General features: G+C 72.2%; 1 protein-coding gene. It reads right to left on the bottom strand.

Annotated elements, in window-relative coordinates; all coding sequences use genetic code 11:
* A partial coding sequence (locus ACYQ77_RS44805; protein ID WP_459723663.1) for an MFS transporter occupies positions 1-1,082 on the bottom strand: 1,082 nt, incomplete at its 3' end.
* Positions 1,083-1,084 lie beyond the last annotated feature (2 nt).

Here is a 1,084-nt window from a genome sequence, read left to right as displayed (position 1 = left end):
GCGGCCAAGCCCAGTGCGTAGGATCCGAGCATGCCGTAGAGGGCGCCCATCACCAGCGGTGGCACGAATCCGCCGAGGCCGCCCGCGGCGCCGACGATCCCGGTGACCGAGCCGACCTTGTTGCCGGGTGCGAGCAGCGCGACGAGCGCGAACACCGCACCGCTTCCGGCGCCGAGTGCGGCGGCCATGGACAGGAACGCGATGGTGCCGAGCGGCATCAGGCCTGGCGTGAACGCGGCCACGGCAGCTCCGGCGGTCACCACGGCGAACACCGCCGCCAGCACTCGCACCGGGCCGATCCGGTCGGACAGCCAGCCGCCCACGGGGCGCATGAGCACGGCGAGGATCACGAACCCGGCCATGCGGTTCGCCGCGTCCGCCTGGGTCAGGCCGTAGGCGGTCTTCAGGTACGCGGGTAGGTAGACGGAGAACGCGACGTAGCCGCCGAACGCGACCGCGTACAGCGCCGACGCCTGCCACGTGACCGGCAGCCGTGCGGTGTCGGCCAGTCGCCGTGCCACCGACTCGGTCGGCACCGTCCGGGCCGGTGCGTCGCGCAGCAGCAGGTACGCGACCACCGCGTAGAGCGCCAGCACCCCGGCGGTGATCACGAACGGCGTCGCGACCCCGCCGGCGTCGACCAACCGCACCGTGGTCAGCGCACTGATCGCCGTCCCACCCATGCCCGCGCCGAACACGCCGATCGCCAGCCCTCGCCGCTCCGGCGGGAACCACGCGTTGACGAACGGCACCCCCACGGCGAACGCGGTCCCGCCGACGCCCAGGAAGAACCCACCCACCAGCAACGCGGCCAGCGACGCGTGCCCCGCCAGGCCAAGGAACAGCACCGGCACGATCGTCACGGCGGTCACCAGCGGGAACATCACCCGGCCGCCGAACCGGTCGGTCAACGCCCCCACCGGCACCCGCCCCAGCGAACCGACCACCACCGGCACCGCCACCAGCAGCGCCTGCTGGAAAGCACTCAGCCCCAGGTCCTCCTTGAACAACGGACCCAACGGGCTGAGCAATGCCCACGCCCAAAAGTTCACGGCGAAGCCCACCATCGCCAGCACCAGCATCA

It is taken from the genome of Actinophytocola sp. KF-1 (assembly GCF_054661535.1).
This window is presented reverse-complemented; position numbering and strand designations above follow the sequence as displayed.